This is a genomic window from Methylovulum psychrotolerans, from assembly GCF_002923755.1.
Taxonomy (GTDB): Bacteria; Pseudomonadota; Gammaproteobacteria; order Methylococcales; family Methylomonadaceae; genus Methylovulum; species Methylovulum psychrotolerans.
Map to the genome: position 1 here is coordinate 1 of NZ_PGFZ01000032.1, position 8973 is coordinate 8973.

Consider the following 8973-nt stretch of genomic DNA (forward strand, 5'->3'; position numbering starts at 1 on the left):
AGCAGACCATTTTAGCGACAAACGAAATGTTTCAAACGGAGAAACGGGGCAGCGCCAATCCGCTGCAATGGCAATGACACTATCTTAAACTAGGCTAAATATTGTCTGGACAATGGGGTCCACTTAAATGATGCCGCCACACAATGGGATTTTATCAAAGGTAAAGGTTATGTTACTGCTGTCGCCAATAATTTGAGTGCGGCGGATATGCTAAATCTGTCAGTATTGGTTCGTTTTGAAAATCAAACTATAGTCATTGGTAAAACATATCAAGGCGGGATTGTTTTCTATATTGATGGCACTGGCGAACACGGCCTTGTGGCATCACCTGCGGATCAAGGTACTTACCTAGCATGGTCTGATGCTTCCAATCTTGTCTCTAATTTAGTGCTGAATGGCTATGATGACTGGTTGTTGCCCTCACAAGCAGGACTAGGCCTGATGTACAAAAATATCGGCTATGGTGCAGCTGCGCCGTTGACTAATATCGGAGGCTTTGCACCAGCCTATTACTGGGGCACACTTGCAGTTGGGTATAGCGACTGGGCGTGGGAGGGGTATTTTGGTGATCATGGTTCGGGCGGCGGTGCGGGCGGAAATGCTACTCCTATAGCTAATTTCCTCTATGTTCGTGCCGTGAGGGCTTTTTAGTTTTTTCCGTGTAACAAAATATAGATGCCGCCGTTAATGAAGCAATAACAGACCAATCTGTCTTCAATAACGTCAGACTCTATAGCAACGAAAAAAAAACGCCTCCCTGCGTTTTTTCCGTGTTAGCCTAGCGTATCGACAGCCGTGTGCCGTTGGTGATCCGTGCGCCCGGTATGGCCTTGCCTTTGGCCAATGCGGCCTTGATGGCTACTTTGTCGATATGCTCGACGGTCACGGTCTCAATGCTTTTGTATTCGGCGGGTATCGCCGCCTCGTCGAACACGTCCAAGGCGGCGGGGTTCTTGGCGACGGACAGTTTGAAGTACGGGCATTCGATGACGCTGATGCCCGTCGCTTCCATGTTGGCCTTAATATAGCCCTTGAGCCAGTTGACCCGCGCCTCGAAGGCTTTCCGGCGTTTCGCCATCGATTCTTCTGCGGCCTTGATGGCTATGGCGGTAGCCTCCATATTTCTCAGGAATTTGGCGACATTGACCGCTTTGTCCTCCAGTTCGCCGCCCAGGCCTTCCAGGGTGTCGTTGACGGCTTGCATCGGCACGTCCGTTTCGGGGTCGGTCAGAAAGTCTAAAGCCTCTATGTAGTGGCCACTCAGTTGGTATAAAGATACGCCCATTATGGTTCTCCTGTTGTTTCGGTTAGGTGTTGCTTACTGCTTACGTTTTGTTTGCGTCAAAAGTCGGCCACGTCGCGGCACAACGCGCTGGCGGCTTGGGCTTTGGCGTATTCTTTGTTCGCCCATTTCTCCAGTTGCACCAACAGCTTTTCAAACTGCGGCAGCGACAGTTCGGACAACAGGGCGATTTTCCAGGCGGCTTTCACCGACGCTTCGACGCGGCCACGATCAAGGCCGTAATCGCGGATTTGCGCCTCCAGCAATTTGAGCTGGCTGGGGCTGATCCGCAACGGCGGCGGCGGTTCCTGCATTTGCCCGGACTCGACCAGCGGGGTCATTTCTTCGGCGGGGGTGACTTCGTAACCCGCCAAGCTCATGATCCAGCTGAACGCCAAGCGGCAGGCTTTGCCCGTCGCGCGGGTCTGCGCCATCGACCGCCGGGCATAACGCGGGCGGGTTGACCAGACGGGTTTGCCGTATTTGTCCAGTTCGTCGGGTGAGCCGCATTCGGCACTGGCGCGGCTGACACACGCCCCGTCCGACATCCGCACCAGTTCCACAATCGCGGTGTAGATGCCCTCGGACTCGACGGTGGCCACTTCACGCGCGGTCACGCCCAGCATGGTCGCCAGTGTCGTCCAGCCTTCGACGTTAACGAACCGCTTGCCTTTGATGGTGGTGGCCAAGTGCTGTTTGTCGATGACGCAGGCCAACTGTCCGGCCAGTTCCGCAGCCCCGGCGACCAAGGCGGCGGCGTTGGCGGCGTGTAGCGTCCCTAAGGACACGGCAGAGGTGCTGGCGGGGATGACCGTGAGGGCTTGGGTGTCTTGCCCGTCCTGTAGTGTTTGCTTGATGGCTTGTTGTGTTGCTGACATGTTGTTGGCTCCTAAAAAAGTTGCCCCCGCCGCCCGTATCGGTGGCGGGGGTTGGGAATGTCAAACGCCAATGGGGCTTGGGTGCGGCCTGCTCAGGCGGCCAGTTTCGCCATCTCTTCGGCCAGCGTCCACAGGGCGCGGTTCAGCCGGACGGTCTCGCCCAGCCCGGTGACTTTGCGGGTGGTGACTTTGCCGCCGTTGCGGTTGAGGCCTTGCAAGCCGCCTTGGATGACGTTTTCTTGGATGCGGTTGAAGGTGCGCCACAGGTCGTTGCCCCTATCGTCGGTACGCCGTGGCTGGTTGAGCTGGTGCGGCAAGATGGGGACGTTCTCTTCGGGGTCGTAACGCAATTGCAGGGCGGCGTTGGCAAAGGCGTTCTGTTGCCCTTGGCTCAGCGCAATGCCCCGCATCAGTTCCTTGGCCGAATCGACCTGTTCGAACTCGCCGACGATCCGGTAAGCCCCTTCGATGACGTTGGTAAGGACATCGCCCGAATGCCTGACCCGCAGATCCTCGACGGTCTCGCCGCAGATCAGCCCGTTATGGCAGACGAAGCGGAAACAGCCCGCCAGCATCTGGTAGCTCGATGTGCCGTCATGGGAGTTGACCAGAATAATCTCGTTGGCAGTATCCCCGCTGATGCTGTTCTCATAACGGAAACGCAGCATGTGCTTGGTGAACTCGGTCTTGCCCTCAATGCGCGAGCGGGCTTGACAGGCCATGAACGGCATAAAACCCTCGCTCCGCAAGCCGTCCACCACCTCGCGGGTGGGGATGTAGGCATAACGTGCCGAACGCGAACCGTGCGGCGCATCGGCGAACACCGACGGTGCGGCTTGAAAGATTTGCTCATTGCTCAAAGGGCGGTCGGAACGTACCAGACCGGAAATGTTTTTGAAAGAAGCGGCTAAAGTTGCCATGATAAAGACTCCGTTGTAGCCCCGTGCCGATAAGCACAGGGGGGATTAAAAGAAAATAAGTAAGCCGGAAGATGCCGTAAGCGCGGGGCGTTAATGCCCAGGTCGGCGCAGACGGGTCGTGGCCGGATAAGTAGTTGGGGTGGCTTAAAGGTGGCGACCCTTTAAGCCGATAAGACACTTGCCCGTTGCCGGAAATCAGAAAACGGCACGCAGGGATTGATTACGCCGGAACCGCAGGCAACCTGACCGTATGAAAGGCGAACGCGCAAGCTTTGCGGTTTTTTCATATTTAGAGCCACCAAACAGACCGCCTAAAGTGGCTTCCCCTTGCCCCAAACAAAAAAACCGCACCGCCCCCCAATAGCGGGGACGGTGCGGTCAGTGTCTAACGGCAAAAGGAGGTGAAGGTGTTGTATCGTGTTGGGGTTAACCCCGTATTGTGTTGCGTGGTGTGGGATAAGCCTTATTCGTCTGCGCTGAACGAGTAGCCGCAAGCCAGGCATTGGCAGTTATCCAAAACCTTGTCATCGACCACCCCGCCCAGTTTTGAACCTGCCACGCACCCGGCAGAGCCGCCCACCAGTGCCCCGAAAAAAGCCCCGGCCAATCCACCGATAACGGCTCCGGCAGGGCCTACAATCATACCTATCGTCGCCCCCAGCTCCGCCCCGCCTAACGAACTTGCCGAACCGGCGGCAGCACCGCCGACCATGCCCAGCACCCCGCCCGTCTTTTTGCCGACATCTTTGGTGACGACCCGTTCGGATTGGCAATTTGGACAGATTGTTGTCATATTGGATACCCCTGTGTGATGGAAAAAATCAGACTGTCAACGCCGTTCGGATGAACAGCACCGGGATAATATAGGTATGAAAAATATTTGAATTTTGGGTTTTTCACATCAACGGCCAAGCCTTAAAAGTATTTCCTTATACGTTTTTAACCGTTTGTTTTTATATTGCTTTACAATAAAGAGAGTTAATTAAATAATCTCTCTTTTTTATAAAAACAGGGTATCTAAAAGGCAAAATAGGAAAATAAGAGATAATTTTAAAAACACTCTCGTTTTGACTGAAAACGCTCCTATTAAGAGGGGCTAAGGATAATGGAGAGATAATATAAAACCCTCTCTTGATGTTGTTGATGGTTGGCTCCATACTGGGATTACCTATCAATAACGGCAATGATGAAAATTTCCCAATGGCTGAAAAAAACGTGGCTGTCCGTCATAACCCATTAACTGAATCCAGATACAAGCTATCGGCCATTGAACAACGGCTTGTCGGACGGCTTGTTGCGATGGTTGAACCTGATGACGGGGACTTTAAGCAATACCCTGTCCCCGTTGCGGATTTCACGGATAGCATGGGGCATGACGGCGGGGTTGATAGCGCAACGATCAACAAGGCCATTGATGGGCTGATGGATGCCCAGATCAAGCTTGAGGACGGGGATAATAAAGTCCAAGCCAGATGGCTATCGTCTTCGCGGTATCAACCGGAAAAAGGGCTTGTGCTGTTACGCTTTGACCCTGAGTTAAAGCCGTGGCTGTTGGAGCTGAAAGGACAACTGCCATTCCCCATCATCCAGTTGAAGCATATCTATTCGATTCGGCTCTATCGGTTACTGAAACCCTATGAACCATTAGGCAAACGCTCGTTTTCGGTGCTTGACCTTAGAGAGGCTTTACAGGTTGCTGAGGGGGTGCATCGGCAGCACAGGGATTTTAGGCGGTGGGTCATTAAGGTTGCCCAGGCGGAATTGCGGGAAAAAGCCGACATACGTTTTGAGTTTGCCGAACAGGGACGGGGTAAGGCGTTGGGGTGTATTAAATTTACAATTACCCCTAATGGCGAAATGTCCGCAACAGCCGCTGGCGGCGTTTCTGAAACGGTCGTGACACCGCAACAAAACCAAGCGTCCGAAAATCCCACGGTTAGGCGGTTGGTTGATAGGGGGGTGGCAGACGCGGAGGCCGTCCGGTTAGCGGAAAACTTTGACGGGGTAAGGATTGACCAAGCGATTGCCTATGTCGAAGCAAAGCAGGAGATCATGAAAGAGAAAGTGAAAAATCCGGCCATTCTCATTGTGGTTGCTATTGAGAAGGATCTGGCTAATCTGTAAGCCGAAGCAACCGCCGTTAATCAACAAAAGGCTCTAAAGTTCTACGATTTTGAGTGGCAAAATGTGTCTGGCTACCATTTTTTGCTGCACAGGATGACCTTCCACTGCGTTTGATGGCTTTGGCTGTATCAACTGATAAACACCCGACACCCTTTTAACCTATTCCCTTAACCTCAGCGTCCCCTACTCAAGCAGAGGCGACGCCCGCTGTCCATGTCCCTGAATTTCGCCTGTTCCAGCCTTTCGCGTTGGATGGTTTTGGCTTCCGGCAAATCCTGTAGGGGATATGAGCTTAAGGTCTCGCGCAACTCGGTGGCTTTTGCCCCGGCGGCTCTGGTTAGGTTGTGGATGCCGCCGATGTCGTCAACGATGACATAGCAACGGCTGATGCCTTTGGCGAGTGTGTAGCCTTCGTTTTCCAGGGCGGCAATAAAGGCCGCGCCGTCTCCCGCCGCGCTTTGGTAGAGCGCGGACACTTCCGCCTTGATTTCGCGCGGGTCTTTTTCCGTCCGCTCGCCCTGTTGTATGGCCGCGTGGTCTGGGCTGCGTTCCGGTCGCCCACCTTCCCGTCCGATAAATGCGCCTTGGGTTTGTTCCATGCCTAGTGCGTGTTCAATCTCCCGCGCGGCTTTTTCGTGGATGGCATAGTTCCATGAGTCGGATAGGGCTTTTCCTTGGCCGTCAATGCGGGAATAGACCAGGTGCAGATGCTCCCGGCCTTTGTATTCGTGCAGGACGATGGCGCGGGGTTGTTTTTCAAAACCCATTGCCTTTTCAAAAATGGCGATGGCCTGCCCCCATTCGTCACGGCTGAGGGTGCGGTCGGGGTTTAGTTGGACGTGGTACAGGGGTTTTGTGCAGCTTGTCCCCAGGCTGTCGCTCCGCCAATCGTCGAGGGTGTCTTTTAGGTCGCGGGGGATGTCGCCGCGTATGCCCCAGACTTCGGCGCGGTCGTTTTTGTCTTGCAGGAGGTATGCTCCTAGGCCGCGTCCTGTGCTGGTTTTGCCTTTGATGATCATGGTTTGCTGAGGGCGGACAGGATCGCTTTTAGGGCGTTTTCGTGGGCTGAACAGAGTTCGGCAAAGGTTTTATTGTCAAAACCGCCGATTGGGTGCTGTATGGCGGCGAGTTCGCTTAGATGGCCGCCTATTGTCCGTAATTCTTGGCGCAGCTTCACCAGTTCTTGTTTGTCGGTCATGGGTCGCCGTGAGGCTTTTGGCTGCTGGGCGGCGTTGGCGAAAATGAGGGCGCGGATATAGCCGGATAGGCTGAGTTCGGCTTGGTCGGCGCGGCTTATCAGTTCGGATTTTTCCGCAGGGGTCAGGAAGCATTTGACGGCGGCTTCGCGCTCGCGGCTTTTTTTTAGGGGCAGGCTGTCGGGGTTGAGGTCGGCCAGTTTGCTCAGGGCTTCTTCGCGGGGGATGGCTATGCGTGACAGGAGATTATGTTCGCCCCCTTGCGGGTCGGTGACCAAGATGGCGCGGCGGGTCGATCTGGTCAGGGCATAATGGCAAGCTGTCAGGGCGGCGGCCAACTCGGTTCCGTTGGCGGCGGTCTGGTACAGCCGGGTGATTTCGGCTCGGACTTCGCTGGGGGGGATGCCTTGGGGCTTGCGGCGTTTGGGGGCGGCGGTCATATTTTTTTGCTTTTTGGGTGGGTGACTTGGTGGCGTGTCTGGCTGGTAAACGCTATCGGGAGGAGTTTTAAATGCCTCTCTCTCCTTATAATCCGTTGGGGTGGATGATAAACGGGAGGGTTATTTTAATGCTCTCTTTTCTGGTTGTGTTACTATAATAGGCCTACACACATGGCTTGCGTTACATATTTAACAGGGTAAGGATAGCAGATGTGGCGGTTTGTTGGCAATGGCTTTCGGGATTTGCTGGCTATTATTTTTAAAGCTTTCGGATAGATGGGATAATGGCAGAGTAAGCTCATAAATTCATTTAGGTTAGGCAAACGTCATGCCTTCCATTCTTTCTATTAACTGATGTTACGCAGTTGTCCATTTTTTCCACAAGATATAGTGTTTCGATACCGAAATTCATCGCCATATCTAGTGGCTCTGTGTAACATAAGCTATTAATTTTTAATACCCATGCTATCTTATCCATGTGAACTTTGGAAATTGGTTTTAAATAATGTCTACTATTTAGGCAAAACCTACAGTATAAACTCAAGGAATTATCATTCTAGTAAGACAGATAAGCATTTGTTGAGTATCGCCCCTACCCGCACGGGAAAAGGGCGGGGATTGATTTTGCCAAATTTGTTGAACCTGTCTGACCACTCGGTTTTTGTGATTGACCCAAAGGGTGAGAACGCCTTGGTGTCAGCTTCTTATAGGAAAAACCAAGGGCATGAAATTTTTATTTTTAACCCTTATAAGATTTTTGCCGACGAGTTTGCAGAACGTGGTTTTAGAGAGTTCCAAGGCTTTAACCCGCTGGCTAATTTAAACCCGGACAGCCCCAGTTTTACTGACGATGTCGCCATTATTGCGGAAGCCTTGATTTATGATACGGGCGGGGATTCGCATTGGACTGATGCAGGGCGGGGGCTGGTGGCGTTTTTGATCATGTATTTGATAACAGAGCCTACCGAAAAGGATCAGCGTACCTTTCGCCGCTTACATACCATTTTGGCGGGCGGCTTTAACGAGTTAAAAAAAGTCCTCAATAAGGCAAAAGGCAATTCAAACCCTTTAGTCTCTGAAAGTGTGGGGCGTTATTCGGGAAATAACAATGAGGTGAATTCCATCATCGCCACCGCCGAAACCCAAACCCGCATTTTTAAGAGCAATGTGATTTGTTCGGCTTTGGAAGGTGAGCCGTTTAACTTTCGGCAAATGAAAAATCGTAAAATTTCGGTGTACTTAATTTTGCCGTCGAAATATTTGCTTACCCAAGCGCGTTATTTGCGGATGGTCTTGCTGGTGGCGATGTCGCAGTTTATGGAGTCCGAGAAAGGGAAGCACCAGGTCTTGGTGATGTTGGATGAGTTCGCCAACCTTGGGGCGTTGAACATTATCGAAAATGGGTATGGCTTGATTGCGGGGCATGGCGTGACCCTTTGGTCGTTCGTGCAGAACCTGACCCAGTTACAAAATCTGTACCCAAAAAATTGGGAGACGTTTATCGCCAATTCGTCCGTAGTGACTGTGTCAAACGTTAACGATGCCACGACGGCGGAATATTTTAGCCGTCGGGCAGGGCAATATGAAAGGGATAAAACCACTATTTCCAATAGCCGTAGTCAGAATGACACGGGAGGATGGGTTACATTAAGTGAAAGTTACAGTTCCAATACCAGTTCAGTTTGGGATGATCGTTTGTCAGTTACTGAGATTTATGATTCTCCATCTGATATTTTGTATTTGTTTTATGCAGGTCGAGCAAGACCTAAAGTCTGCAAAAAATTGCAATATGATACAGATGATCCGTTCTGTAGTAGGGCTGATAAGAATCCGATGCACAAAGAAGAAATGCCGTTAAATATTTTCTGATTGTACTGGATTATGGGGAGGCTCGAATTTCCTGCAAGGATGCGAAAACTAGCAGCTTTTATAGTCAGTTGTTGTATGAAAAGCAGTTCAGTACCCTCCCAGTAAATTGGGTTGGCCATTTTTTGGACAATCCGATCTCAGGCCTGATTTAGTAGACATCTTTCCTAAATGTTGCCATATCTCAGGTTAACCAGTGCGGCCACCAGGCTCCATGTCAGGGAGTAGTTTTTATGTTTGCCCCGGTAAACGTCCTTGACGATCCTG

Annotated in this window: 9 protein-coding genes; 3 read left to right on the forward strand and 6 right to left on the reverse strand. The window is 52.0% G+C overall.

Annotated elements, in window-relative coordinates; genetic code table 11:
- The first annotated feature begins 207 nt into the window (after positions 1 to 207).
- Positions 208 to 651, forward strand: a complete 444-nt coding sequence (locus AADEFJLK_RS22915) for an Lcl C-terminal domain-containing protein (protein WP_103975937.1) — start codon at positions 208 to 210, stop codon at positions 649 to 651.
- Positions 652 to 778: 127 nt separating this feature from the next.
- On the opposite strand, the gene AADEFJLK_RS22920 is transcribed toward AADEFJLK_RS22915, so the two are convergent.
- The 4 genes from AADEFJLK_RS22920 to AADEFJLK_RS22935 form a co-directional block, all read right to left on the reverse strand.
- Positions 779 to 1285 (reverse strand): siphovirus Gp157 family protein, encoded by a 507-nt coding sequence (locus tag AADEFJLK_RS22920; protein ID WP_249028122.1) that lies wholly within the window; start codon positions 1283 to 1285, stop codon positions 779 to 781.
- Between the two features lie 56 nt (positions 1286 to 1341).
- A complete protein-coding gene (locus AADEFJLK_RS22925; protein ID WP_103975939.1) occupies positions 1342 to 2160 on the reverse strand; it encodes a hypothetical protein in 819 nt (272 codons plus the stop codon).
- Positions 2161 to 2252: 92 nt separating this feature from the next.
- Positions 2253 to 3080: a DUF932 domain-containing protein gene (locus AADEFJLK_RS22930; RefSeq protein WP_103975940.1), complete on the reverse strand. Its 828-nt coding sequence runs from the start codon at positions 3078 to 3080 to the stop codon at positions 2253 to 2255.
- Between the two features lie 463 nt (positions 3081 to 3543).
- The gene (locus tag AADEFJLK_RS22935; protein ID WP_103975941.1) at positions 3544 to 3873 is read right to left on the reverse strand and encodes a hypothetical protein; all 330 of its coding nucleotides are present in this window, start codon (positions 3871 to 3873) and stop codon (positions 3544 to 3546) included.
- A gap of 407 nt (positions 3874 to 4280) precedes the next feature.
- On the opposite strand from AADEFJLK_RS22935, the gene AADEFJLK_RS22940 reads away from it, so the two are divergent.
- Positions 4281 to 5204 carry a replication initiation protein gene (locus tag AADEFJLK_RS22940; protein ID WP_170065237.1) on the forward strand — a complete coding sequence of 308 codons (924 nt, stop codon included), beginning with the start codon at positions 4281 to 4283 and terminating at the stop codon, positions 5202 to 5204.
- Between the two features lie 173 nt (positions 5205 to 5377).
- Here the strand turns inward: AADEFJLK_RS22940 and AADEFJLK_RS22945 are convergent, their stop codons facing one another.
- Positions 5378 to 6223 carry a relaxase/mobilization nuclease domain-containing protein gene (locus tag AADEFJLK_RS22945; RefSeq protein ID WP_103975943.1) on the reverse strand — a complete coding sequence of 282 codons (846 nt, stop codon included), beginning with the start codon at positions 6221 to 6223 and terminating at the stop codon, positions 5378 to 5380.
- Positions 6220 to 6840: a plasmid mobilization protein gene (locus AADEFJLK_RS22950; protein WP_103975944.1), complete on the reverse strand. Its 621-nt coding sequence runs from the start codon at positions 6838 to 6840 to the stop codon at positions 6220 to 6222. The genes AADEFJLK_RS22945 and AADEFJLK_RS22950 overlap by 4 nt, the downstream gene beginning before the upstream one ends.
- A 462-nt stretch (positions 6841 to 7302) precedes the next feature.
- Between AADEFJLK_RS22950 and AADEFJLK_RS22955 the strand changes: the two genes are divergently transcribed.
- Positions 7303 to 8709, forward strand: a complete 1407-nt coding sequence (locus tag AADEFJLK_RS22955; protein ID WP_103975945.1) for a type IV secretory system conjugative DNA transfer family protein — start codon at positions 7303 to 7305, stop codon at positions 8707 to 8709.
- The last annotated feature ends 264 nt before the right edge of the window (positions 8710 to 8973 follow it).